Raw genomic sequence first — 22,182 nt, forward strand, 5'->3', positions numbered from 1 at the left:
GGCAACAGTCATACTTATTTCAAAACCGGCAACAGGTAAGCAACTGTAATGCTCGGTGCCGCGGCGGCCGAAAATGAGCAAGCCCGGCTCGTGCTGGCCGGGCTCAATCATGCTGAAACGTGGAAGCGCCTCAAGCGCTGCGGGTGGCGGGTACGAAAAAGCTACTGCGTGTCCTTCAGGGTCAGGGACACCGAGTTGATGCAGTAGCGCTGGTCGGTGGGGGTCCCGTAGCCCTCGCTCTCGAACACGTGCCCAAGGTGCGAGTCGCAGCTGGCGCAGCGGACCTCGATCCGCTCCATGCCCAGGGCAGAATCCCGCACGTAGCGCACGGCGCCTTCGGCCAGCGGCGCCCAGAAGGACGGCCAGCCGCAGTGCGAGTCGAACTTCTCCTTGCTGGTAAACAACTCGGCCCCGCAGGCGCGGCAGCTGTAGACACCCTCGGTATGGGTATCCCAGTATTCGCCGGTGTACGGCCGCTCCGTGCCGGCCTCGCGGAGCACATGGTATTCCTCCGGGCTCAGCTCCTGCCGCCATTCATCGTCGGTCTTGGTCACCGGGAACTGCCCGGCCTCTGTGTTGCTCATACTCTCTCCAACGCTCACGAGTCGCCAATGTATCCCGAGCCCGAGTACAGGTGCAGGACGGGAATGCCCAGCTTGTCCTGCGCCCGGTTGGCCCAGTCGGTATGGAAGGTATCGGAAATGGAATGCGGCCGGGTGATCACCACCGCCCGGTCTGCCGGATGTTCCCCGACATACTTGACCAGGGCGGACACTCCGTCGTCCTCAACGATGTCCACCGTGGCGTTGAAGCCCGCTTCCGCCAGCAGCCTGGCGGAGATGCGCCTGGCCTCGTCGGCCTCGTGCCGGGCCTCCTCCGGACTCGGCTGGCCGTGCGCCAGCTCGCGGAACGCGGTGCCGACCTCCAACATGCTCAGCCGCTCGACGAAATCCAGCAGCAGGTTCCGCTTGGTGTCCTCGGGAATCAGCACCCGGAAGGTGGTCTGCTCGCCGGAGGTCTGCTCGCCGGCCAGCCAACCGAAGTTCTGCAGGTCGGCGTCATTGAGCGGTTCCTCGGTCAGCACGACGATGGTTTCGGTCATGCGCCCAGCCTAATCAGCAGCGCAAGCCGGGGACAACAACGCGGCACGCCGACGGCCGCGCCGGTTAGCGGTGGGCAGCGGCACCGGCAAGAATGGAGCCATGGCTGTGTTCGAACGTTCATACCTGTCCGGCCGGAACACTTCTGCCGGCGACGGCCAGCTGCCCCGAGCCCGCTGGCTGCTGCTCGGTGCCTTGGCGGGGGCGGGGGCCGGATCCGTGCTGGCGGGAGCGACGTCGGGGCTGGCCTCCTATTTCGCCCGCCAGGTGCTCACGCCCGTCCGCGAGCATGTACAGGATCTGGAAATCCTGGCCGTCGTCGGATCCGGCGTGGAGCAGGAAATCATCCTGCCGGCGACCCTGGACACCACCGCGCCGGGCGTCTACAGCGTCTATTTCGACGGCGGACGCTCGGTGGCGCGGGTGGGTGAGGTGACGTCCTACTCGCCGCGGGAAGGCACGGTCCAGCGGAGGGTGGAGCGGGTGTATGCCGGCGACCTCGCCGCCGCCACGCGCGGCTGGTGGGGCGGTGCGGCCTACCCGGACCCGGCCGCCGTCGGGCTGGCCAATGAGGAAGTGGAGATCGAGGTGGAAGGCGGCACCGCGCCGGCCTGGCTGGTCCGCGCCGAGGCGGACGCGAAAACCTGGGCCATCATGGTGCACGGCCGCGGAGCGTCCCGGGCCGAGGGGATCCGCGCCGTCCGGTCGGTCCGCGGCCTGGGCATCTCTTCGCTGCTGATCTCCTACCGGAACGACGGCGAAGCCCCCTCCGCCCCGGACCGCCGCTATGGGCTGGGCATGACCGAATGGCGCGACGTCGAGGCGGCGATCGGGTTTGCCCTGGCGAACGGGGCAGAGGATGTGGTGCTGTTCGGCTGGTCGATGGGTGGGGCAATCAGCCTGCAGGCCGCCGACCAGTCCCGCTACCGGAGCCGGATCCGTGCGCTGGTGCTGGACGCCCCGGTGATTGACTGGACGGATGTGCTGGCCCACCAGGCGAAGCTGAACCGGATTCCGGATGCCGTGGGGCAGTTCTCGCAGTGGCTGATTTCGAACAAGGCCGGACGGCTGCTGACCGGCCTGGCCGCCCCGCTGGACCTGAAGATGATGAACTGGGTGGCCCGGGCCGACGAGCTGCGCGTGCCGACGCTGATTGTGCACAGCGAGGACGACGACTTCGTGCCGCACGGCCCGTCGGCGGCGCTGGCCGAAAAGAACCCGCTGGTCACGTTCGAGCGTTTCAGCGGGGCGGGACATACCCGTGAATGGAACGTGGACCCGGAACGCTGGGAGCGCGTCGTCACGTCCTGGTTGAGCCGGGTGCTCCGTCCCGTGGGGTGAAAGCTAATCTGCCTTGAGCGGGGCGAAGGACGCGCCGGTCAGGGCGGCCAGGTCCGCCGGCGCGATTTCGATATCCAGTCCGCGGCGGCCGCCGGAGACCAGGATAGCGCCGAAGTCCCGGGCGGTGGAATCCAGCACGGTGGGGCTGGCGTGTTTCTGTCCCAGCGGCGAAATCCCGCCCAGCACATACCCGGTGCGCCGCCGGGCGAGCTGCGGGTCTGCCATGGCTGCGCGCTTCCCGCGCAGGGCCGCGGCCAGTTTCTTCAGGTCAAGGCTGGAACTGACCGGCACGACGGCGACCGCCAGCGCTTCGTCCACGACTGCCATCAGGGTTTTGAACACGCGCTCGGGATCCATCCCCAACGCCTCCGCCGCCTCGCGGCCGAAGCTGGGCGCCGAGGGGTCGTGGGCATAAGTGTGCAGCACATGCGGAACCCCCGCCCGCTGCAGCAGCGTGGTGGCGGGGGTTCCGGCGGATGGCTTGTGCTTGGCCACCGTCAGGCCGAGGCAGCGCGCAGGTGCCGTGCCTCGGTGACCAGGCGCTTGATGCGGTACAGCATGGCGGACATGCCGCGGATCCGCAGCGGGGTGATGGCGCGGGTCAGGCCCAGGTGCTCGGCGATATCATCGGGAACGGCCAGGATCTGCTCTGCCGGCAGCCCGTTGAGCCCCTCGTGCAGCACGGAGGCGAAGCCGCGCGTGGTGGGAGCTTCCGGCGGGGCCGAGAAGTAGATCTGCACGTCCTGGTCCGGGTCATCGCCCAGTTCCAGCGTCAGGAAGAGCGGCGACTGGCATTCCACCACCTGCTCCAGCAGTTCCGGATGGCCGGCGAAGCGTTCGGGCAGCTCGGGAAGCTCCCGGGAGAACTCCAGCAGCAGCTGGAGCCGCTCGGCCTCGGTGACCGCCTGGAAGTCGTCGATGATTTCTGCCAGCGGTTCGGGAATCGTCTGCTCGGTCACGGTCATACTTGCGCTCTCTCTTGCGGTTTAGGGCTCGCCAACGTTAACGTCGTGTGCCAGCCGGCTATTCCTTAGCGGGCCGAGGCGGGAATCCCGCCGGGCTCGGCGCCCCGGACGATCGGCACGCGCACGGCATTGCCCCATTCGGTCCACGAGCCGTCGTAGTTGCGGACCGTGTCGAAGCCCAGCAGGTACTTGAGCACGAACCAGGTGTGGCTGGACCGCTCGCCGATCCGGCAGTAAGCCACCACATCGTCACCCGGCTTCAGCCCGGCGTCGTCCAGGTAGATGGCTTCGAGTTCTTCGCGGGAACGGAACGTCCCGTCGTCGGCCGCTGCCCGCGCCCACGGGACGGACGCCGCCGTCGGGATGTGGCCTCCGCGCAGCGCGCCTTCCTCGGGGTAGGCCGGCATGGTGGTGCGCACGCCGGTGTATTCCTCCGGGGAACGGACGTCCACCAGCGGCTTGCCGAAGTGGTCCAGCACGTCGTTGAGGAAGGCGCGGATGGGTGCGTCATTGCGCTCGACGACGGGGTAGGTCACCGCGGCGGGCCGCGGCGCGTCGGTGGTCATTTCCCGGCCTTCCGCGATCCACTTGTCGCGGCCGCCGTCCAACAACCGCACGTCTTCGTGGCCAAACAGGGTGAAGACCCAGAGGGCGTAGGCGGCCCACCAATTGCTCTTGTCGCCGTAGAGCACCACGGTGGTGTCCCGGCTGATGCCCTTGGAACCCAGCAGCGCGGCGAAGCGTTCGCCGTCCACGTAGTCGCGGGTGTCCGGATCATTCAGGTCGGTGTGCCAGTCGATCTTTACGGCACCCGGAATGTGCCCGGTTTCGTACAGCAGGATGTCTTCGTCGGACTCCACGACCACCAGCCCGTCGGCGCCCAGGTTGTCAGCCAGCCACTGCGTGGAGACCAGTCGGTCGGGGTTGGCGTAGGCGGCAAACTTCTCGTTGTGTTCGGGGGCAATGGGCATGGCAAACCTTTCCTTGAGGTGCAGCTTTTCCATAGCGTGCGGGGAGCCGTGCAAAACGGCCGGAGGACTTCTGTTTAGCCTAACCACCGGAGCGGGCAAAAGCTTCCGGGCGTCACCCCACGCGTCGCGGGATGACGGGAGCGCCACGGCCCGCCTGGACGGACTGTGGCGGGGCTTACACCGACTGCCGCCGGCGGGCGGGGTAGCGTATCGTTTTGCTGGCGGCATTCCGGCCGCCGTGCATACTCCAAGCCCATGTCAGGAAGGCAGCGGTTAGCTTACGTGCCCCAGATTGAACAGCTTTCACGCCGGACGCCCAAGGTGTCCGTGGACGAACTGCTGGCGGGCCTGCACCCGTCGCCGCGTTTTGGCGAAGTGTCCTTCGCCAGCTACCGCCCGGACCCGGCCCAGCCGTCCCAGAGCGAGGCCGTGAGGGCGCTGCAGCGTTTTGCCGCCGTGGTCGACCGGCCCAAGCCGAAGGGCTTGAAGAAGCTGTTCGGCGGCGGCAAGCCGGAGGGCCACTCCGGCATCTACCTGGACGGCGGGTTCGGTGTCGGCAAGACCCACCTGCTCGCTTCGCTGTGGCACGCTGTGGATGGCCCGAAGGCCTTCGGCACCTTTGTGGAGTACACCAACCTGGTAGGCGCGCTGTCGTTCCGGAAAACCGTTGAAGCGCTGAGCAGTTACCGCCTGGTGTGCATCGACGAGTTTGAACTGGATGATCCCGGCGACACCGTGCTGATGTCGCGGCTGATGCGCGAGCTGGCCGACGCCGGAGTCAGGCTTGCCGCAACCTCCAACACCCTGCCGGGCTCGCTGGGGGAGGGACGCTTTGCCGCCGTCGATTTCCAACGCGAGATCCAGGTGCTGTCCGACCAGTTCGAGGTCATCCGGGTGGACGGCGAGGACTACCGGCACCGCGGGCTGCCGGCAGCTCCCCAGCCGCTCAGCGACCACGAACTCAAGCGGCGGCTGCATGATTTCGATGGCAAGGTGGTGGCGGCCGACGAATTCTCGGATCTCGTCAACCACCTGGCCGGGGTGCACCCCAGCCGGTACAAGCAGATTCTCGACGGCGTGGATGCGGTCGCCTGGCATAACGTGCACACCATCTCCGAACAGGCGGTGGCCCTGCGGTTCGTGGTGCTGGCCGACCGCCTCTATGACAAGGACGTGCCGATCATCGCCAGCGGTGTGCCGTTCGATGAGCTGTTCACTCCGGAGATGATGTCCGGCGGCTACATGAAGAAGTACTTCCGCGCGGTGTCCCGCCTGACCGCGCTGGCCCGCGAGGGCCAGGCCGGCGAACCAGCGGTCTAGCTCCCGCAGCCGGGCGCGCACATGCCGCCACTGTGCAGGAGTAATGCCCTGCGCCTGATGACGATACGACCGAGCAACCGACGCGACCGACGCGGTGTTCAACACCATCATCTGCCTGATACGTTCCCCCACCCCGGGGAGCTAATGAGGCAGAATCCTGCCCTCCCTCGCCCCTCTGCTCCCTCTGCGGTGTCCGGTTCTGCAGGAGCGTTTCTAAGCCCAGGCACCCACGGAGAGACAGACAAACCCCTACGGGCAGTACCCCAGACAGGGGACCACGACGGCAGGTCAGCATCCCCGCCAAGGTGCTTGGTCAGGTGATGCCCGAAGGGTCCACCCCCCGGGCTTTGATCGCGGGCCGAAACCACCACGACCCTACAGCGGTTGCTGTACCTCAAAGACACCGGCCCACAACTCCGAATCGCACTCGGCAGGAACGGGGGCAAGGCCAAAGCCGCCGCCAACCGCGACCAGCGTGTCAAAGTCAAAGCGCTGGCCGGATAGGCCGACAACTGCCTCCCCGTCTTCAGACAGGCGAGTCCCGGCGGGCCAGCGCAAAAGATTTGGTTTCGACTTTGGGTCGCTGGTTCGCAGCCCGACGCAACCGTCAGACTGCACGATGAGGACGCCGTTTAGGAGGGCAAGCATGGCGTCATCTCCGTTCGTCCAACTAGTGACGATGAGGTGCGTGTCGTTCGATGGGCTGGATGTCGTAGTTAGACCCCCGCCCTGGACTTGGGCACATGAAGCGAGACTAAGGCATACCCCCAGCGCCACAGCCGCCAGGCAAGCGCGAGGCAGTAGCGCGGGAAGCCGCTCCACCCGCTCCTCGAATAGGCATGAGCCAGTCATAGCAAGAGATTACGCTTTGGACCTGCCGCCTATAGCGGTAAATACCCGTACGCTTCCGTGATCGCCATGTACGGGTGGGCGCGGGGTGCCGCGATACGGGGGCTACCCCCTGTCGGGATGCAAGGATGGGGCATGCATCCGGAAGCGCTGATCCTTTTCATCATCGGCTTGGTACTGGTTGGGCTCTCATCCGTCTATGCCATTGCGCATCCCCGACGAGAAGGGGAACCGTTCGGGCCGCAGCGAAAGATGATGCTCGCCCTGTGCCTAACCGGAGGTCTGTGCATACTTGCGTTCGCCATCATCTTCTTGACGGCACTAACGGATCTGAAGACGCCAATTTAGAGAGCGGGGCCGGAGTACACGCCCCCACCCCTGTCGCCGGGGATCGCTGGCTCGGCATGCCTCAAGAAGCCGCAGTATGTCTTCCGCTGGCCGGACTAGGAGGGCGCCGACTGAGGCGAGCAGGGCCGGCACGTAGAACCAGCCTATGGATGCTGAACCGATCCAGGTAAAGGCTGCCAGAAGAACGGTTGCCGCGATGGAAAGACCCCTCCACGGCTTCCCAGGAATTAGGAGGGGAAGCCCGGTCAGGATCACCGGGATCAGTAGCGGCACGAAGATTAACGGCCCGTTGACTGCAAGCACGGTCAGCTGTTCGGTCACGACCGGGCTATCCGGAGCCTCCGACCCTTGCGAAAATGACTCCACGGTGTAGATGGGAACGAGCAGGACAACCAGGCCAACAGCGACCGTGAGCGCGAATGCCACGCCCTGAAGCACTCGTGCCGAAACGGGCCGGTGATTCATGCAGTCCCCTGTCGAAGCTGTATGGATCAAGGAACCACGAACCAAGAGCCACGTCTTTCGTTCCATCGGATGCAGTACCCGTACGCTTCCGTGGCCGCTATGTACGGGCGGGCGAAGCCAACCGCCGCACGGGGGCACCTCCCACCCGTTCTGACATACTCCGAGGGTGGAGACCCCGAAGATGACCACCACCTCTTCGGTTCCCAAAGTGATCCACGCCGACCAGGCAATCCGCGTCGTTGGGTACATCCGCGTCTCCACGGACAAGCAGGACATCAGCCCCGGCGTACAGCGTGCAGAGCTGATACGCGAAGCCAGCCGCATGGGGTACGAACTGGAGCTGGTCGAGGAGCTGGCCGCGAGCGCGGCCACCATCAGCAAGCGCCCGAAGATGCTGGCACTGCTGGCAGAGCTGAAGGCAGGCAAGTACCAGGGGCTCATGGTCTCCAAGCTTGATCGTCTCTCCAGGAACATGGAGGACGGCACCCGGCTGCTGGCCGACTCGCAGCGTCAGGGTTGGCGCATCATCTGTCTCGACCTCGGAGTCGACACAGCCACCATCATGGGGGCTGGCATGTACAACATGGCGCTCAACTTTGCAGAGATCGAACGGAAGTTCATCGGTGCGCGGACGGCTGCGGCGATGCAGGAGAAAGCCGCCCAGGGGGAACACATGGGCAGGGCTGCCGGCCTGCCGGTCGAGGTCATGCTGCGGATCCACGCCGACCGCGAGCGCGGTCTATCCCTCCGGAAGATCGCGGAAGCTCTGACGGCGGAAGGAATCCCGACTGCTACGGGCAGGGCGTGGCACGCATCCACCGTCAAGGCTGTGCTGGAGTCGGTCACGCTGCGGCGTGCCCTCCAAGACACAGCTCATCGGGATGGTTGACAGTCACGATAGGCAAGGCGATGATCGCGCTGTGATCACACAGCAAGCTACACCCCTCCGCATTCTCCTCGGAGCGCTTGCTCTTGGCGCCCTGCTGGCTCAACTTGTGGTTGTTCCACGGGTCGCGGCTGAGTATGCCGATGCCTACCCCGAAGTTGCGTATCTGGCGCCCCCGTATGTCACGGCGATCGTGGTTGCAATCGGCGGATTCGAGGTGGCTTTGCTGGCAGCATGGCAACTACTTTCGGCCGCGGCGCGGGGAGGGGCTGTGGCCGCTCGGTCAAATGGCTGGGCCAACGTCATGGCACTTTCCCTAATCTTCATGGGAGTGATCTTCGCGGGTGTCTGCGTACACGCCGGGTCCTTCGCAGCCGTCGGCGGGCCTGCCATGCTATTCGGGGTTCTTGCCTCTCTCGCCCTTGTGCCCGTCGCGTTCGGACTCAGGAACAAGGCAGTGGATTTCTTGCGGACAGAGGATGTGGAGCCGCCGGCGGTTGCCAACCAAGACTAGGGCCGGCTTCTCAACAGCCGGCGCAGGAACGGGACGGGCTGACGCCCGTCCTTCTCCGTATCTGGAGCTTGGTGAGAAGTAGGTGCAGGAGGCTCTGTGCGGTTCTGTGCCGGTCCTATCGTGGGACACTAACCTGACCCGAGCTGGAGCGGACGAGGAATCAAAATCTCGAAAGGGAATTCATGAGATCCAATCAGCCCCTGCCAGATAACCCCTGGCCGCAGGACATGGTCATCTCTGTGAAAGACGCGCCGAACCACTTATCGCTCCTGCTCTTCATCCGTAGCGCTTGGAACATTGCCCCGGATGTCAACATTCCGGAGTTAAACCCGGCACCGAAGCCCGGTGCCTCGCGACCGCCTGCCACTGCAGACAGGACTGAGTGGGGCGCCCGTTGGCAGCAGGCTTGGGAACGAGCTTGGGCCTGGTACGACACGGGGGACCAGAAGAACCAGCATCCAACGCCGGAAATCCGCGCCGATCAGGAGATGCACGTGGCCTTCCCTCCGGGCTGGCCAACCGAATACGGCTGGGATGGCGTGGACATCGACGCCTTCAACCACTGGCAAATCCAGCTGCAGCCCAACCACATGCTCCCTCTTGAACTACACCCCGAACGCCGCTGTCTGCCGGCTCTTGTTGCCGCTTGGAAAACAGGCTTGGACACCGTCCTGGTCATGCCTTATCAGGGGGACTACGCCAAGCGCATCAGCCCAAGGCATCTCGTCGTCTCGGCGCAGACCCATAACGATCCCGAGAGCTACACTCGCGCCTTGGCCTCCAGGCTCCCACCCGGTTAGCTATCGTTTGCCGAGCAGGCGGCGCAGGAATGGGACGGGCTGAGGCCCGTCCTTCTCTGTCCGAACCAATGGCTATTGCGCTACGTCGTCGGCGATATCCTGGCGCAGGTTTTCGAAGCGGAGTTGATCAACCCGGAGCCTGAGCATGGCGTTCAACAGGAACAAGGTACGCACTGCGATGGCCGCGAGGATCGCCACTGCAAGGGGCGCAAGGGTGACAATCCAGGAAAGAGCGGCGGCAATAGTGCCGAGAAATGAAATGTCGTCCACGGTTCAACCCCCATTGATCTCGTGTACCGCCCGCTGCGGTTCCCCCAGCATAGAGGGACGGTGGAGGAAGGCCCCGGCCCCTTACCGGATTAGAGCCGGTTCCGATGTCGAGCCTTGCGGCAGGGTGTTTCACTGGGTCGAGCAATCCCCAGACTCGAAGGAGTGCCAGCGCCTACAGCGGACCCTGACGGATCCGGCAGATTGCAAGGCGCGCGCGGCGAATAAGCGGCCTCACCAAAGGGCGCCGGCCCGCCTCCCGGCGGTCCGGCACCCTCCTTGGCGTGCCCAGGACTAGGCGGACGAGGTGTTCCCGTCGGACGGTGCCTGGCCATCCCTGTCGCCGAACGTGTCGACGAAACCGGATGCCTTGGCCTGCAGGCCGCCTACCTGCTTGGAATACTTACCGCCGGTCTTGGCGTCGATGTAGTCACCGGCGCTGCCGACGGCACCCTTGATCTTGCCAGAGTGTTCTCCCACGAGACCGGCTGCCTTGTCCTTGAGTCCTCCGGCCTTGCCCTTGAGCTCGTCAAATACAGACACGGTCACCTCCTTTCCGACGGGGGGCCTTTCGCCCCTGCACGTCCATCGTAGGCACCGCGCCGCGAGCGCTCAACGGCTTAAACAAGAAAGGCTCCCGCCGGGGGAGCCTTGGAATGGTGGGCGATACTGGGATCGAACCAGTGACCTCTTCCGTGTCAGGGAAGCGCGCTACCGCTGCGCCAATCGCCCCGGTGTGCCCGAGGCGGGCCGCTGGAGAAACTCTTTAAAGAGAGCGGACGACGGGATTCGAACCCGCGACATCCACCTTGGCAAGGTGGTGCTCTAGCCAGCTGAGCTACGTCCGCGCGAAACGGTTCCGGATCACTCCGGACTGCGTTCCAGTGGGCGATACTGGGATCGAACCAGTGACCTCTTCCGTGTCAGGGAAGCGCGCTACCGCTGCGCCAATCGCCCGTGATCTCTCACGAGTTGTTTGCTCATCACAAACGAGGTGGGGACGGGATTCGAACCCGCGTATACGGCTTTGCAGGCCGCTGCCTCGCCTCTCGGCCACCCCACCGTGCCTATCCGCAGTTGCGCCAGGACCGGCCAGCGACGCTGGCTCGTAACAGTGACTTGCGAGCGGACGACGGGATTCGAACCCGCGACATCCACCTTGGCAAGGTGGTGCTCTAGCCAGCTGAGCTACGTCCGCAGAAGTTGTCCATCACTTTTCCGCGATCCGTTCATCGAACGGCCCGCGGCGTCGCTGTGATTTCCAACGAGTAAAAACTCTATAGGACGATTCCCGCTTCGTCCAATCGGCCCGGTGGCGGGGTGAAACGACAACTGCCACAGCCTCGTCCCCGTGCGATTTTTGTTTCAGCGGGTCTGTGGGCTAGCATTTCTAGACGTTGCAGGAAACGCCGGGCGCATCCGCAGCAAACCCGGGCGATTGGCGCAGTGGTAGCGCGCTTCGTTCACACCGAAGAGGTCACTGGTTCGAACCCAGTATCGCCCACCACGGTAAATATCCCGGCCAGGCAGCGGTGCCTGGCCGGGATATTTTCGTTTACGGGGCCCGGGCCGGCCGCCTTCGAACAGGCCCCTGTGGCTGGCGGACCGGAACGGTCAGTGGAACCTGAGAAGATTTCCTTATGACTGCACCACTCCTAGCGCATGCCACCGCCAACGGCCGGATGTACGCGCGCTCCACCTCGGAGCCGCCGTCGGTTCCTTCCATCACCACCGTGATCGCGCAGGAGCCGACCACGCTGGACGGCTGGTTCGCCCACATGGCAGCCACCTCCTTGGCCTCCGATGCCAGGCTGGCCGAAGCCGCCGGGGACCCGGGCCGGCTGCGGTCGCTGGCGAAGGAAGCGACCCTGGCCGCGGACCGCTACCGGGACGCTGCCGCGCTGCGCGGGGACCGCGTCCACGGCTACTGCGAACAGGTGGCACTCCGGGCGCTGGACAGGGAGCACGACGTTGCGGGTGCCCGGGAGGCGCTCAAGGCCAACGGCGAAGAAGCTTTCGCCGCCAGGTTCGACGAATGGTGGCAACTCTATGGCGTGGAACCGATCGCCCCGGAGATCACCGTCTGGAACCAGGAGGTGGGATACGCCGGCACGCTGGACCTCGTGGCCAGGATCGGGGGGCGGACCTGCCTGATCGACTTCAAGACCAAGGGCACGGACCGCAACGGCCAGGTCAAGTCGCTCAATGACAAGGTGGTCATGCAGTTGGTGGCCGGGATGAAGGCCCAGGAGTCCTTGGTCGACGCCGCGACGGGAAGCTGGGAGCCGTGGGCGCACGGTGACGATCCGCTGCTGCTGGGCGTGGCGATCGGTGAGACGGAAGTCCGGCCCATGCGCGCCAATCCCGAAGTGCTTCGATGGCACTGGTACCGCTTCTGCTCGCTGCGACGAGCGTGGGAGACGCATCTGCAGGTAGCCGAGGCGGGCCGGGCGCTGCTGCCGATCGCGCCGCCCCCCGCAGCTGGCCCGCAGGCGGCCCAGCAGGCGGCCCAGCAGGCCCACTAAACTGGACCGGAACCAACGGCAGTACCCGAAGCGGCAACAGTGAGGACAAGAACTACATGGCGATCCTGAGCATCCGGATTATCGGCGACCCCGTGCTGCGAACCAAGGCGGAAACGGTCACCGGGTTCGGGCCGGAGCTGGCCAAGCTGGTGGCGGACATGGACGAAACCATGGAGGACGTCGACGGCGCCGGGCTGGCGGCCCCGCAGGTTGGCGTGAGCCTGCGCGTCTTTACCTTCCGCGTCGACGGCAAGCGCGGCCACGTGGTCAACCCGGTGCTCGAGCTCAGCGACGACTTCCAGGACGACGTCGCCGAAGGATGCCTGTCCATCCCCGCGCTGGGCTATCCGGTGCGCCGCCGCCGCTGGACGCGGGTGACCGGCCAGGACGTGCACGGCAAACCCGTGGAGTACGAGGGCGAAGGCATGCTGGCCCGCTGTTTCCAGCATGAGGCCGACCACTTGGACGGCATCCTCTACATCGACCACCTCACCGGCGAGGACCGGAAGAACGCGCTGCGGTCCATCCGCAACGCCGGTTACAACGGCGTGGCCGGCGAGACGCAGGCCCAGCGCGCCGCCCACGTCGTCTCCGGCTTCAGCCGGGGACCGGCCGCGGCGGGCGCCGGTTCCTTCGGGCACCGCTGGCATGACTGACGGCGGCAGGCGCTTGCGGGTCCTATTCGCCGGCACTCCCGGCGTGGCAGTGCCGTCCCTCGACCGGCTCGTCGAGGATGGCTTCGAGATCGTGGCTGTGCTCACCCGGGAAGACGCGCCGGTAGGGCGCAAACGCGTCCTGACCGCCTCGCCGGTGGCGGCCCGCGCCACGGAACTGGGCGTGCCGGTGATCCGGGCCAACCGGATCGGGCAGCAAGCGGCCGATGCCATCCGGGCAGCCGCTCCGGATGTGGCGGCCATCGTGGCCTACGGCGGCCTCGTCCCCGAAGCGGCGCTCAGCATACCCGAACATGGCTGGATCAACCTGCACTTCTCGCTCTTGCCCGCCTGGCGCGGCGCCGCCCCGGTGCAGCACGCCGTCATCAACGGTGACGACGTCGTCGGCGCCTCCACCTTCCAGCTGGAGAAGGGGCTGGATACGGGCCCGGTGTACGGCACCCTGACCGAGGCGTTGGGCCCTGCGGAGACCAGCGGCGAGGTGCTGGACCGGCTCTCGCGCAGCGGCGCTGTGCTGCTGTCCCAAACGCTGGCAGCCGTCGGCGCGGGCACGGCTGCGGCGGTGGCGCAGTCCGGCGATGTCAGTCATGCGCCCAAGCTGTCCCTGGAGGACGGCCACATCGACTGGCGGCAGCCGGCGCTGGCCATCCGCCGCCGCATCAACGGCGTCACCCCCGAGCCCGGCGCCTGGACCATGCTCGACGGGCAGCGCTTCAAGCTGGGCCCGGTACGCCTGCGGCCGGAGCACCGCGATCTGCCGCCGGGGGCCGTCAGGCTGGCGGGCGGCTCGTCGGCGTCGGCGCTTGTGGGCACCGGTTCCCACGCCGTCGAGCTGGACAGGGTCCAGCCGGCGGGCAAGAAAATGATGGATGCAGCAGATTGGGCCCGCGGGCTTGGGCAGCGTGAGGATGTGCACTTCGAATGAGCGGGCGGAATGAAGGCAACCGGAACAGCGGACGCCAGGGCGGCGGTGGCCAGGGGGCCGGCCGTCGTGATGCGGCGGGGCGGGAGCGCAACCGCGGCGGCACCAGGCAGTACTCCCGGTCGGCTCCGTCGCAGCGGACGAGGACGGCGGATCCGGCACGGCTGGCGGCCTTTGAGGTGCTGCGCGCGGTGGAACGGGACGACGCGTATGCGAACCTGGTGCTGCCGGCGAGCATCCGCAAACACCGGCTGGACAAGCGCGATGCCGGCTTCGCCACCGAGCTGGCCTACGGGGCCCTGCGCGGCCTGGGCACCTACGATGCCATCCTGGCCCGCTGCGTGGACCGGCCGCTGGACCAGCTGGACCCCGCCATCCTCGATGCGCTCCGCCTCGGCGCCCACCAGCTGCTGGCCATGCGGGTGCCGGCCCATGCCGCCCTGGACCAGACGGTCAGCCTGGCGCGCGCGGTGATTGGCGCGGGCCCCGGCTCGCTGATCAACGCCGTCCTGCGCAAGGTCACCGCCCGGGACCTCCCGGGCTGGACCGCCGAGCTGACCGCCGGGGAGACCGACCCGGTCAAGGCGGCGGCGTTGAAACACAGCCACCCGGAATGGGTGGTGCGGGCCCTGCGGCAGTCCCTGGCCGGGCACGGCCGCGGCGTGGACGAACTGGAAGACCTGCTGGCGGCCGACAACGCCGCGCCGGTCGTGAACCTGGTGGCGCTGCCGGGGCTGGGCACGCTGGACGAGGCGTTCGACGCCGGCGCCGAGCGGGGGGAACTGGTCGAAGGCTCCGCCCTGTATGCCGGCGGCGATCTCGGCCGGCTGGCCAGCGTCCGGGCGGGAACCACCCGCGTCCAGGACGCCGGTTCCCAACTCGTGGCGCGGGCACTGGCCGCCGCCGCGCCGGTAAAGCCGGGCGAGCGCTGGCTGGATCTGTGCGCCGGCCCCGGCGGCAAGGCCGCCCTGCTGGGCGCGCTGGCCGCCGAACAGGGCGCCACCCTGCTGGCCAATGAGGTGGCCGAACACCGCGCCGAGTTGGTCCGAAAGGCCTTGGCCCCGATCCCGGCCGACGTGTGGGAGATCCGTACCGGAGACGGCCGCGAGCTGGGTGATCTGTATGCCGGGCAGTTCGACCGGATCATGGTGGACGCCCCCTGCACCGGGTTGGGAGCCCTGCGCCGCCGCCCGGAATCGCGGTGGCGCCGGAAGCCTTCCGACGTGGCCCAGTTGGGTCCCCTGCAGCGCGAACTGCTCGCCGCGGCCGTTGCCGCCGCCAGGCCGGGCGGCCTGATCGCCTACGTCACGTGCTCCCCGCATCCGGCGGAGACGACGGCGGTGGTCGCCGACCTGCTGCGCCGCAACCCCGGGCTGGAGCTGCTGGATACGTCCTCCGTCCTCGACGGGGTCAGTCTCCCGGGGCAGCTGGAAGCAGGGCAGCCGGGCGGCGACGCGGTGGGCCGGTCCGGCGGAACGACCGCGCAGCTGTGGCCGCACCGGCACGGCACCGATGCCATGTTCATGGCGCTGCTGCGCCGAACCAACTAGGTCAACACCGGTTCCCACACTCCTCGACACACACAGACAGGCAGGCAAGCATCCGATGGCACAGTGCTGCATCAACCCCAGCATCCTCTCGGCCGATTTCGTCAACCTCGAAGCCGAACTGCGGCGCATTAGTACCGCCGATGCCGTGCACGTGGACGTGATGGACAACCATTTCGTGCCGAACCTGACCATCGGGCTGCCGGTGGTGCAGCGGATCCGGGAAGTCAGCCCCCTGCCCCTGGACGCGCACCTGATGATCGCCGATCCCGACCGCTGGGCGCCGGCCTATGCTGAGTCCGGGATTGAATCGGTGACTTTCCATGTGGAAGCGGCGGCGGCTCCGGTCCGGCTGGCCAGGGAGCTGAGGTCCCGCGGTGCCAAGGCGGGCATGGCGCTGAAGCCGGCCACCGCCGTCGAGCCCTATTTGGATTTGCTGCCGGAGATGGACCTCCTGCTGATCATGACGGTCGAGCCGGGCTTCGGCGGGCAGTCTTTCCTGGACGTCACGCTGCCCAAGATCCGCAAGGCCGCCCACGCGGTGGCGGGTTCCGGGCTGCCGGTAGCGATCCAGGTGGACGGGGGCGTCACCGAAGAAACCATCGTGCGGGCCGCCGAGGCCGGTGCCACCGTCTTCGTCGCCGGGTCCGCCGTGTACGGCAAGGCCGATCCGGAGCAGGCCATCGCTTCGCTGCGGGCCGCGGCCAGCCGGCAACCCACCTCCTGAGGCTCCTGTGACCGGTGTTACAGGTTGTGACGGGAATGGAACGTGTCACGGGGCAGTTGTGAGAGCATAGTTACGCAAACACAACGTGCTCCGGGGTCGGTGTAAGTCCGAACCGGCGGTTATAGTCCGCGACCCGCTGCCGAGAGTTCCACCCGGAACTTCACGCAGCGGTTGAACCGGTGGAATTCCGGTACCGACAGTTAAAGTCTGGATGGGAGAAGCACGTACAGGTGGCAGCCATGGGGCCACCGGGTACGGTCGATGACCGTTGGCCCGGAAGGCCCCGGATCTTCCGCTCTGTCGTTCCCCGGAGCCGCCGCGGCTCGAAAGGAACGGCATGGATTTTCTGCGGTGGCTCTTTGAAGCCCAGATTCCCGTAGCCGGCAGCGCCCTGCTGCTGCGCGAAGTTCTGGGCAACGTCTTCGGCCTGCTCAGCGCGCTCGGCGGTATGCGCCGGAAGGTGTGGGCCTGGCCCATCGGCATCATCGGCAACGTGCTGCTGCTGACCGTCTTCCTCGGGTCGCTCTTCGGCTCCGCCAATACCGCCAACCTGCTGGGCCAGGCGGGCCGGCAGGTCATGTTCATCGCCGTGGCCGTTTACGGCTGGAGGCGCTGGCGTTCCGCACGCAGCGGCGGGGGCCACGCCATCACGCCGCAGTGGGCCAGCGGCAAGGCGCGCCTCGGCCTGATCGCCGCCTTGCTCCTGGGCACCGTCGCCCTGACCCCGGTGTTCGCGGCGCTCGGCTCCTACGAGCCGGTCTGGGCGGACGCCTGGACCTTCGTGGGTTCATTGCTGGCCACCTACGGCATGGCGCGCGGCTGGGTCGAGTTCTGGCTGATCTGGGTGGCGGTGGACATTGTGGGTGTGCCGCTGCTGTTCAGCGCCGGCTACTACGCCAGCGCCTTCATGTACCTCTTCTACGGCGGCTTCACGCTGGTTGGTTTCTTTGTCTGGTGGCGGGCCAACGCACAGGCCAAGCCCGGGGTCGAAACTTTGCATCCCGATCCGCGGATCGGCCGCCCGGCCGACGAGCAGGTACAGGCGTGACGGGCCAGGCGGCGGTTGGCACGGCCCGCAGTTTTTCGACGCCGGAGCAGCGCGCCATGGAGTTGGCGCTGGACGCCGCGCGGCAGGGCGTGCGCGGAGCGAATCCCCTCGTGGGCGCCGTCATCATCGACCCGCGGGGTGAAGTGGTCAGCATCGGGTACCACCGGGGCGCCGGCACACCCCACGCGGAAGTCGATGCGCTGGCGAACGTGGCCCGGGAGCGCGCCGCGGACCTGGCCGACTGCACCATGCTGGTCACCCTGGAACCGTGCAACCACCGCGGCCGCACCGGCCCCTGCTCTGGTGCCATCCTGGACGCCGGCATCCGCTCGCTGGTCTACGCCACGGCCGACCCCACCGAGGTGGCCGCCGGCGGGGCGCAGCGGCTGGCCGAGGCCGGCGTCGCCGTGCGCACGGGGCTGTTGCGCGAGCAGGCACTGGACCTGAACCATCGCTGGGTCCAGTCCCGGCGGGAAGCCCGGCCGTTCACCACGCTGCACGTCGCGCAGACGGTGGACGGGCTGATTGCCGCAGCGGACGGCACCAGCCAGTGGATCACGGGGGAGGAGGCCCGGGCGGACAGCCACGGCATCCGCTCCCGCGCAGACGCCATCATCGCCGGCAACGGAACCATCGCCGCCGACAACCCGCGGCTCACCGCCCGCGACCAGGCCGGACACGAGACCCCCGGCCAGCCGCTGCGCGTGGTGATGGGGCGCCGGAAGGTCCCTGCAGACGCCGCCGTCCGCGGCACCGATGGCCGCTTCCTGCAACTGGCCACCCACGACCCGGCCGAAGTATTGGCCGAACTGGCACGGCGCGGCGTCGGCCACGCCATGATCGAGGGCGGAGCCACCGTCGCCTCGGCTTTCCTGCGCGCCGACCTGGTCGACGAGCTCGTGCTCTACCTGGCACCCCTGATGCTCGGCGCCGGCACGCGTGCCGTAGCCGACCTCGGCATCGGGACACTGGCCGAGGCCGGCCGCTGGCGTTGGGACACGGCCGGCGGCAGCACCCGAACCTTGGGCGCGGATCTGCGCCTGCACTTAGAACCCCTGCCGTCCCACGGCATCCAGAAAGGCAAATGAATGTTTACCGGAATCATCGCGGAACAAGGACGCGTTGAATCGCTGGACCTGAGTCCAGCCACCGACAGTGCTGTGCTGACCTTCACCGCACCAGCAACGGCCGCCGGCCTCGGACTCGGCGGCTCGATCGCCGTCAACGGCGTGTGCCTGACCGCAGTCGCGCTGGACGGCAGCCGGGTCAGCGTGGACGTGATGGGGGAGACGCTCACGCGCACCACCACCGGATCGCTGCAGCCGGGGCAGACAGTCAACCTGGAGCGCTGCGTCCCGGCCGGCGGACGGCTGGACGGACACGTGGTCCAGGGGCACGTGGACGGGGTCGGCACGCTGGCCGAACGCGAGAACCTGGGCGACTGGGAGCGGCTGCGTTTCACCGTTCCCGTGGAGCTGGCCCGTTACATCGCGGAAAAGGGATCCATTGCCGTCGACGGCGTCTCGCTGACGGTCACGAACGTCAGCGACGCCGGTGCCGCGACCCAGTTCTTCGAAGTCGGCCTGATTCCCACCACGCTGGCCGACACCGGGCTGGGGGCGAAGCAGCCCGGAGACAGGGTCAACCTGGAAGTGGACGTCCTCGCCAAGTACGCCGAGCGGCTCCTGGCCTTCACCACCGGAGCCGGGGCATGAGCGCCGCGGTGGAGCCGCGGATCGCGCTCGACACGATCGAAGCCGCGGTGGCGGCGGTCGCCGCCGGCCGCCCCGTCGTCGTCGTTGATGACGAGGACCGGGAAAACGAAGGCGACATCATCTTCGCCGCCGACGCCGCCACCCCTGAACTGATGGGCTGGACCATCCGCTATACCTCGGGCGTCATCTGCGTGCCCCTGCCGGCGGCACGGGCCGACGAACTGGGGCTGCCGCCCATGGTCGAGGTCAACCAGGACGCCAAGGGGACTGCCTACACGGTGTCCTGCGACGCCGCCGACGGCGTGACCACCGGCATCAGTTCCGCGGACCGGGCCCGCACCGCCGCGGTGCTCGCGGCAGCGGACAGCACCGCCGCCGACCTGACCCGGCCCGGCCATGTCTTCCCGCTGCGGGCGGTCGACGGCGGCGTGCTCGCGCGGCGCGGACATACCGAAGCGGCCGTGGACCTGTGCCGGTTGGGCGGGCGTGCCCCGGTGGGCGTGATCGCCGAACTCGTGCACGATGAAGGGGACATGATGCGTTTGCCGGCGCTGCGTGCATTTGCCGACGAGCACGGCTGCCCGCTGGTGTCGATCGAGGACCTCGCGAACCACCTGGCCGGGCGCCCGGACGCCGCCGGCCTGCCGAAGGCGGCAAACCATGGACGGTAAGGACATCCGCGAAAAGACTCCGGCCGCCACGGTCGAGGGCGGGCCCGCGGTCCAGCTGCCCACCGCCTTCGGCAGCTTCACGGCCCGGGCCTGGACCGATGCCGCCACCGGCGTGGAGCACCTGAGCATCACCTCCCAGGTCCGGCCGGCGGCCGCACCGCTGGTCCGGCTGCACTCCGAATGCCTGACCGGCGATGTGTTCGCCTCCTACCGCTGCGACTGCGGCGAGCAATTGGAACAGGCGCTGGCCATGATCGGCGAGCACGGCGGGACGGTCCTGTACCTGCGCGGGCAGGAGGGGCGCGGCATCGGGCTGGCCAACAAGATGCGGGCCTACGCGCTGCAGGAAGCCGGCGCGGATACGGTGGAGGCCAATGAGCAACTGGGCCTGCCCGTGGACGCGCGGGATTACTCCGCCGCGGCCGCCATCCTGCAGGCGATGGGCATCGGCGCCATCAGGCTGCTGAGCAACAATCCGGCCAAGAGCAGCATGCTGGCAGCCCTGGGAATCGACGTGGTCGAGATGGTGGCCGCCGAAGTCCCCTACCGGGAGCAGAACCGCCGCTACCTGGAGACCAAGCGGGACCGCATGGACCACCGGCTGGCCGTCCTGCAGACAACACCGGTGCAGCAGAGCTGACGCCTGCGCCCGGCACAGCATCCACGACTAACCACCGACGAGAGTTTCACGAAGGAAGAACATGAGCGGACACGGAGCACCCACCATCGACATCACCGGCCTGCAGGCGGAGACCGGCGCGCTAAGGCTCGCGATAGTCGCCGCCAGTTGGCACACCGAGATCATGGACGGGCTGGTCGACGGCGCGCTGCGGGCGGCAACGGAGGCGGGGATCGGGGAACCGGCCCTGGTCCGGGTGCCCGGGGCCTTCGAGCTGCCCGTCGCCGCCGCCCGGCTGGCACCGCACTATGACGCCGTGGTGGCGCTCGGCGTCGTGATCCGCGGCGGAACGCCGCACTTCGAGTACGTCTGCCAGGCCGCCACCGAGGGCCTGACGAGCGTCAGCGTGCAGACCGGCAAGCCGGTGGGCTTCGGGGTGCTCACCTGCGACACGGAGCAGCAAGGCCTGGACCGCGCCGGCCTGGCGGGCTCCAGCGAGGACAAGGGCCACGAAGCGGTTACCGCCGCCCTGGCGACCGCGGCCACGCTCCGGGGCCTCGGCGTCTGAGGCCGGACCGCCGCGCGGCCCCGCGCCTGAGGCCGGACCGCCGCGCGGCCCCGGAGGCATTCGTCACAATGGGAACGGCGGTTTGCCGCCCTTATGCGCTCCTGACGTAGTCTAAAGGGCGTGAAATCCTTCGAATCCCTGTTTGCGGAACTGAGCGAAAAGGCGCAGCGGCGCCCGGAGGGCTCCCGTACGGTAGCCGAGCTGGATTCCGGCATCCACGGAATCGGGAAGAAGGTCGTCGAAGAGGCCGCCGAAGTCTGGATGGCAGCCGAACACGAATCCGACGAAGCCGCCGCAGAGGAGATCTCCCAGCTGCTCTACCACCTGCAGGTCCTGATGATCGCCAAGGGCCTGCGGCTGGAAGACGTCTACAAGCATCTGTAGCGGGACGCCGCCCGAGCCGGCGCCCCGCCCAGACCCAGGCCGATTCCACACTTGCGCGGCCCTGCTGCGGCCGCGACGATTCCAGAAAGACTCCACATGCTGCGTGTAGCTGTTCCCAATAAAGGTTCCCTGTCCGAAGCCGCCTCCGCCATGCTGGGCGAGGCGGGCTACCTCCAGCGCCGCGACAGCCGCGAACTGGTCATGACCGATGCGGACAACGATATTGAGTTCTTCTTCCTGCGTCCGCGCGACATCGCCGTCTACGTAGGCTCCGGCACCCTGGACGTCGGCATCACCGGCCGTGACCTGTTCCTGGATGCACAGGTGGAAGCCGTCGAGCTGATGAACCTGGGCTTCGCGGCGTCCACGTTCCGGTTCGCCGGCCCGGTCGGCGAGTTCAGCAGCGCCGGGCAACTGAGCGGCAAGCGCCTGGCCACCAGCTATGACGGGCTGCTGCGCAGCTACCTGGCCGAGCACGGCATCGACGCCTCCGTCGTCCGGCTGGACGGCGCGGTCGAGTCCTCCGTGCGCCTCGGCGTGGCCGACGCGATCGCCGACGTCGTGGAGACCGGCAACACGCTCCGGGCCGCCGGGATGGAGATCTTCGGCGACCCCATCCTGAAGTCCGAAGCCGTGCTGATCGGCCGCGGGGAGACCGCGCCCAACGGACTGGACGTGCTGATGCGCCGGCTGCGCGGCGTCATTGTTGCCCGCGAGTACGTCATGATGGACTACGACATCCGCAAGGACCTCGTGGACGCCGCCGCGGCGCTGACCCCGGGGCTGGAGTCACCCACCATCTCACCGCTGCGCGATACCGGCTGGGTTGCCGTGCGCTCGATGGTCCGCCGCAACCAGACCAACCGCATCATGGACGAGCTCTACGATCTCGGCGCCCGGGCCATCCTGGTCAGCACCATCCACGCCTGCCGCATCTGACCGCCCTGGAGTAAGCC

The 22,182-nt window shown here is 67.6% G+C and carries 26 protein-coding genes, 6 tRNA genes and 1 riboswitch; of the genes, 20 read left to right on the forward strand and 12 right to left on the reverse strand.

Annotation, left to right across the window (positions count from 1 at the left end):
* Nucleotides 1-161 precede the first annotated feature (161 nt).
* Together msrB and AC5RVS_RS15040 are read right to left on the reverse strand one after the other, a co-directional pair.
* Entirely contained in the window at nucleotides 162-584 is a 423-nt protein-coding gene (msrB, locus tag AC5RVS_RS15035; RefSeq protein ID WP_494108745.1) for a peptide-methionine (R)-S-oxide reductase MsrB, read from the reverse strand.
* Nucleotides 585-598: 14 nt separating this feature from the next.
* The gene (locus AC5RVS_RS15040; protein WP_494108746.1) at nucleotides 599-1,102 is read right to left on the reverse strand and encodes a hypothetical protein; all 504 of its coding nucleotides are present in this window, start codon (nucleotides 1,100-1,102) and stop codon (nucleotides 599-601) included.
* Nucleotides 1,103-1,202: 100 nt separating this feature from the next.
* Here AC5RVS_RS15040 and AC5RVS_RS15045 point away from each other — a divergent pair, with 100 nt between their 5' ends.
* The gene (locus AC5RVS_RS15045; RefSeq protein ID WP_494108747.1) at nucleotides 1,203-2,441 is read left to right on the forward strand and encodes an alpha/beta hydrolase family protein; all 1,239 of its coding nucleotides are present in this window, start codon (nucleotides 1,203-1,205) and stop codon (nucleotides 2,439-2,441) included.
* A 3-nt stretch (nucleotides 2,442-2,444) separates the two neighbouring features.
* On the opposite strand, the gene ybaK is transcribed toward AC5RVS_RS15045, so the two are convergent.
* From ybaK to AC5RVS_RS15060, 3 genes are all read right to left on the reverse strand, one after another.
* Nucleotides 2,445-2,936, reverse strand: coding sequence for a Cys-tRNA(Pro) deacylase (gene ybaK / locus AC5RVS_RS15050; RefSeq protein ID WP_494108748.1), 492 nt, complete (start codon nucleotides 2,934-2,936; stop codon nucleotides 2,445-2,447).
* Between the two features lie 2 nt (nucleotides 2,937-2,938).
* A complete protein-coding gene (locus AC5RVS_RS15055; protein ID WP_494108749.1) occupies nucleotides 2,939-3,400 on the reverse strand; it encodes a SufE family protein in 462 nt (153 codons plus the stop codon).
* A gap of 71 nt (nucleotides 3,401-3,471) precedes the next feature.
* Entirely contained in the window at nucleotides 3,472-4,377 is a 906-nt protein-coding gene (locus tag AC5RVS_RS15060; RefSeq protein ID WP_493987385.1) for a sulfurtransferase, read from the reverse strand.
* Nucleotides 4,378-4,659: 282 nt separating this feature from the next.
* On the opposite strand from AC5RVS_RS15060, the gene zapE reads away from it, so the two are divergent.
* From zapE to AC5RVS_RS15085, 5 genes are all read left to right on the forward strand, one after another.
* Nucleotides 4,660-5,697, forward strand: a complete 1,038-nt coding sequence (zapE, locus tag AC5RVS_RS15065; protein ID WP_494108750.1) for a cell division protein ZapE — start codon at nucleotides 4,660-4,662, stop codon at nucleotides 5,695-5,697.
* Between the two features lie 984 nt (nucleotides 5,698-6,681).
* Nucleotides 6,682-6,894, forward strand: a complete 213-nt coding sequence (locus AC5RVS_RS15070) for a hypothetical protein (RefSeq protein WP_493987383.1) — start codon at nucleotides 6,682-6,684, stop codon at nucleotides 6,892-6,894.
* Between the two features lie 631 nt (nucleotides 6,895-7,525).
* Nucleotides 7,526-8,248, forward strand: coding sequence for a recombinase family protein (locus AC5RVS_RS15075; RefSeq protein WP_494108751.1), 723 nt, complete (start codon nucleotides 7,526-7,528; stop codon nucleotides 8,246-8,248).
* A 31-nt stretch (nucleotides 8,249-8,279) separates the two neighbouring features.
* A complete protein-coding gene (locus AC5RVS_RS15080) occupies nucleotides 8,280-8,759 on the forward strand; it encodes a DUF2975 domain-containing protein (RefSeq protein WP_493987381.1) in 480 nt (159 codons plus the stop codon).
* 182 nt (nucleotides 8,760-8,941) lie between these two features.
* The gene (locus tag AC5RVS_RS15085) at nucleotides 8,942-9,559 is read left to right on the forward strand and encodes a hypothetical protein (protein ID WP_493987380.1); all 618 of its coding nucleotides are present in this window, start codon (nucleotides 8,942-8,944) and stop codon (nucleotides 9,557-9,559) included.
* Between the two features lie 72 nt (nucleotides 9,560-9,631).
* Here AC5RVS_RS15085 and AC5RVS_RS15090 read toward each other — a convergent pair whose 3' ends face one another.
* From AC5RVS_RS15090 to AC5RVS_RS15120, 7 genes are all read right to left on the reverse strand, one after another.
* Nucleotides 9,632-9,829, reverse strand: a complete 198-nt coding sequence (locus AC5RVS_RS15090) for a hypothetical protein (protein WP_493987379.1) — start codon at nucleotides 9,827-9,829, stop codon at nucleotides 9,632-9,634.
* Nucleotides 9,830-10,120: 291 nt separating this feature from the next.
* Entirely contained in the window at nucleotides 10,121-10,369 is a 249-nt protein-coding gene (locus tag AC5RVS_RS15095) for an antitoxin (RefSeq protein ID WP_493987378.1), read from the reverse strand.
* Between the two features lie 114 nt (nucleotides 10,370-10,483).
* A tRNA-Val gene (locus tag AC5RVS_RS15100) sits at nucleotides 10,484-10,558 on the reverse strand.
* A 42-nt stretch (nucleotides 10,559-10,600) separates the two neighbouring features.
* A tRNA-Gly gene (locus AC5RVS_RS15105) sits at nucleotides 10,601-10,674 on the reverse strand.
* Between the two features lie 37 nt (nucleotides 10,675-10,711).
* Nucleotides 10,712-10,783: transfer RNA gene (locus AC5RVS_RS15110), tRNA-Val, on the reverse strand.
* A gap of 35 nt (nucleotides 10,784-10,818) precedes the next feature.
* Nucleotides 10,819-10,889: transfer RNA gene (locus tag AC5RVS_RS15115), tRNA-Cys, on the reverse strand.
* A gap of 61 nt (nucleotides 10,890-10,950) precedes the next feature.
* Nucleotides 10,951-11,024 (reverse strand) — tRNA-Gly (locus AC5RVS_RS15120).
* A gap of 234 nt (nucleotides 11,025-11,258) precedes the next feature.
* On the opposite strand from AC5RVS_RS15120, the gene AC5RVS_RS15125 reads away from it, so the two are divergent.
* From AC5RVS_RS15125 to hisG, 14 genes are all read left to right on the forward strand, one after another.
* Nucleotides 11,259-11,333, forward strand: a tRNA-Val gene (locus AC5RVS_RS15125).
* Between the two features lie 133 nt (nucleotides 11,334-11,466).
* The gene (locus AC5RVS_RS15130) at nucleotides 11,467-12,351 is read left to right on the forward strand and encodes a cytochrome (RefSeq protein ID WP_494108752.1); all 885 of its coding nucleotides are present in this window, start codon (nucleotides 11,467-11,469) and stop codon (nucleotides 12,349-12,351) included.
* A 56-nt stretch (nucleotides 12,352-12,407) separates the two neighbouring features.
* Nucleotides 12,408-13,007 (forward strand): peptide deformylase, encoded by a 600-nt coding sequence (gene def, locus AC5RVS_RS15135; RefSeq protein WP_494108753.1) that lies wholly within the window; start codon nucleotides 12,408-12,410, stop codon nucleotides 13,005-13,007.
* A 13-nt stretch (nucleotides 13,008-13,020) separates the two neighbouring features.
* Nucleotides 13,021-13,950 (forward strand): methionyl-tRNA formyltransferase, encoded by a 930-nt coding sequence (gene fmt / locus AC5RVS_RS15140; RefSeq protein ID WP_494108854.1) that lies wholly within the window; start codon nucleotides 13,021-13,023, stop codon nucleotides 13,948-13,950.
* Nucleotides 13,947-15,497 carry an RsmB/NOP family class I SAM-dependent RNA methyltransferase gene (locus tag AC5RVS_RS15145; RefSeq protein ID WP_494108754.1) on the forward strand — a complete coding sequence of 517 codons (1,551 nt, stop codon included), beginning with the start codon at nucleotides 13,947-13,949 and terminating at the stop codon, nucleotides 15,495-15,497. The genes fmt and AC5RVS_RS15145 overlap by 4 nt, the downstream gene beginning before the upstream one ends.
* A 55-nt stretch (nucleotides 15,498-15,552) precedes the next feature.
* Nucleotides 15,553-16,221, forward strand: a complete 669-nt coding sequence (gene rpe / locus AC5RVS_RS15150) for a ribulose-phosphate 3-epimerase (RefSeq protein ID WP_494108755.1) — start codon at nucleotides 15,553-15,555, stop codon at nucleotides 16,219-16,221.
* Nucleotides 16,222-16,303: 82 nt separating this feature from the next.
* Nucleotides 16,304-16,448: riboswitch (FMN riboswitch) on the forward strand.
* Nucleotides 16,449-16,558: 110 nt separating this feature from the next.
* Nucleotides 16,559-17,269, forward strand: coding sequence for a nicotinamide riboside transporter PnuC (pnuC, locus tag AC5RVS_RS15155; RefSeq protein ID WP_494108756.1), 711 nt, complete (start codon nucleotides 16,559-16,561; stop codon nucleotides 17,267-17,269).
* Entirely contained in the window at nucleotides 17,266-18,357 is a 1,092-nt protein-coding gene (ribD, locus tag AC5RVS_RS15160) for a bifunctional diaminohydroxyphosphoribosylaminopyrimidine deaminase/5-amino-6-(5-phosphoribosylamino)uracil reductase RibD (RefSeq protein WP_494108757.1), read from the forward strand. Before pnuC ends, ribD begins: the two co-directional genes overlap by 4 nt.
* Complete coding sequence (locus AC5RVS_RS15165; protein ID WP_493987370.1) at nucleotides 18,358-18,984, forward strand: riboflavin synthase; 627 nt, start codon at nucleotides 18,358-18,360, stop codon at nucleotides 18,982-18,984.
* Complete coding sequence (gene ribB, locus AC5RVS_RS15170; RefSeq protein ID WP_493987369.1) at nucleotides 18,981-19,655, forward strand: 3,4-dihydroxy-2-butanone-4-phosphate synthase; 675 nt, start codon at nucleotides 18,981-18,983, stop codon at nucleotides 19,653-19,655. Before AC5RVS_RS15165 ends, ribB begins: the two co-directional genes overlap by 4 nt.
* The gene (gene ribA, locus AC5RVS_RS15175) at nucleotides 19,645-20,295 is read left to right on the forward strand and encodes a GTP cyclohydrolase II (RefSeq protein WP_493987368.1); all 651 of its coding nucleotides are present in this window, start codon (nucleotides 19,645-19,647) and stop codon (nucleotides 20,293-20,295) included. Before ribB ends, ribA begins: the two co-directional genes overlap by 11 nt.
* 61 nt (nucleotides 20,296-20,356) lie before the next feature.
* Complete coding sequence (gene ribH / locus AC5RVS_RS15180) at nucleotides 20,357-20,842, forward strand: 6,7-dimethyl-8-ribityllumazine synthase (RefSeq protein WP_494108758.1); 486 nt, start codon at nucleotides 20,357-20,359, stop codon at nucleotides 20,840-20,842.
* Nucleotides 20,843-20,962: 120 nt separating this feature from the next.
* Nucleotides 20,963-21,226 (forward strand): phosphoribosyl-ATP diphosphatase, encoded by a 264-nt coding sequence (locus tag AC5RVS_RS15185; protein ID WP_493987366.1) that lies wholly within the window; start codon nucleotides 20,963-20,965, stop codon nucleotides 21,224-21,226.
* 96 nt (nucleotides 21,227-21,322) lie between these two features.
* Nucleotides 21,323-22,165: an ATP phosphoribosyltransferase gene (hisG, locus tag AC5RVS_RS15190; RefSeq protein ID WP_493987365.1), complete on the forward strand. Its 843-nt coding sequence runs from the start codon at nucleotides 21,323-21,325 to the stop codon at nucleotides 22,163-22,165.
* Nucleotides 22,166-22,182 lie beyond the last annotated feature (17 nt).

The organism is Arthrobacter sp. Y3221048, from assembly GCF_059092685.1.

Excerpts from the sequence above, each read along its gene's own strand:
- ribH (WP_494108758.1), top strand. The coding sequence starts at position 20,357 with ATGAGCGGACACGGAGCACCCACCATCGACATCACCGGCCTGCAGGCG.
- AC5RVS_RS15145 (WP_494108754.1), top strand. The coding sequence starts at position 13,947 with ATGAGCGGGCGGAATGAAGGCAACCGGAACAGCGGACGCCAGGGCGGC.
- AC5RVS_RS15085 (WP_493987380.1), top strand. The coding sequence starts at position 8,942 with ATGAGATCCAATCAGCCCCTGCCAGATAACCCCTGGCCGCAGGACATG.
- def (WP_494108753.1), top strand. The coding sequence starts at position 12,408 with ATGGCGATCCTGAGCATCCGGATTATCGGCGACCCCGTGCTGCGAACC.
- AC5RVS_RS15040 (WP_494108746.1), bottom strand. The coding sequence starts at position 1,102 with ATGACCGAAACCATCGTCGTGCTGACCGAGGAACCGCTCAATGACGCC.
- AC5RVS_RS15165 (WP_493987370.1), top strand. The coding sequence starts at position 18,358 with ATGTTTACCGGAATCATCGCGGAACAAGGACGCGTTGAATCGCTGGAC.
- rpe (WP_494108755.1), top strand. The coding sequence starts at position 15,553 with ATGGCACAGTGCTGCATCAACCCCAGCATCCTCTCGGCCGATTTCGTC.
- AC5RVS_RS15130 (WP_494108752.1), top strand. The coding sequence starts at position 11,467 with ATGACTGCACCACTCCTAGCGCATGCCACCGCCAACGGCCGGATGTAC.
- hisG (WP_493987365.1), top strand. The coding sequence starts at position 21,323 with ATGCTGCGTGTAGCTGTTCCCAATAAAGGTTCCCTGTCCGAAGCCGCC.
- AC5RVS_RS15045 (WP_494108747.1), top strand. The coding sequence starts at position 1,203 with ATGGCTGTGTTCGAACGTTCATACCTGTCCGGCCGGAACACTTCTGCC.
- ribB (WP_493987369.1), top strand. The coding sequence starts at position 18,981 with ATGAGCGCCGCGGTGGAGCCGCGGATCGCGCTCGACACGATCGAAGCC.
- ribA (WP_493987368.1), top strand. The coding sequence starts at position 19,645 with ATGGACGGTAAGGACATCCGCGAAAAGACTCCGGCCGCCACGGTCGAG.
- msrB (WP_494108745.1), bottom strand. The coding sequence starts at position 584 with ATGAGCAACACAGAGGCCGGGCAGTTCCCGGTGACCAAGACCGACGAT.
- AC5RVS_RS15060 (WP_493987385.1), bottom strand. The coding sequence starts at position 4,377 with ATGCCCATTGCCCCCGAACACAACGAGAAGTTTGCCGCCTACGCCAAC.
- pnuC (WP_494108756.1), top strand. The coding sequence starts at position 16,559 with ATGGATTTTCTGCGGTGGCTCTTTGAAGCCCAGATTCCCGTAGCCGGC.
- AC5RVS_RS15070 (WP_493987383.1), top strand. The coding sequence starts at position 6,682 with ATGCATCCGGAAGCGCTGATCCTTTTCATCATCGGCTTGGTACTGGTT.